The sequence below is a fragment of the Microvirga pakistanensis genome, assembly GCF_004458765.1.
GTDB classification, from domain to species: Bacteria; Pseudomonadota; Alphaproteobacteria; order Rhizobiales; family Beijerinckiaceae; genus Microvirga; species Microvirga pakistanensis.
Genome location: NZ_SPJX01000201.1, coordinates 1 through 223 on the forward strand (window position 1 = coordinate 1; position 223 = coordinate 223).

General features: G+C 56.5%; 1 protein-coding gene. It reads left to right on the forward strand.

What is annotated here, in order from left to right:
* A partial coding sequence (locus E4K09_RS29775) for a hypothetical protein (protein ID WP_204985726.1) occupies positions 1-222 on the forward strand: 222 nt, incomplete at its 5' end.
* Position 223 lies beyond the last annotated feature (1 nt).

The following is a 223-nucleotide window of genomic DNA, read 5'->3' on the forward strand; positions in this document are numbered from 1 at the left end:
CAGACGACCGTTGTCTTCCACCTGAAAAACCTTTTCCGGAAAACGGAGACCAACCGACAGGCGGATCTGGTGCGCGTGCTGCTTTCAGTGCCGCTCCGGACGACGGCTGACGGAGAGAGGAGCCATGTGAAAGGGCGGCTTAACACTCTGTTTACCGTCCGGAATGAAACAGAGTTGTGCCCGTGCTTCGCCACAATCCGTTCAGCTTCCAGTGAGGTTTGAG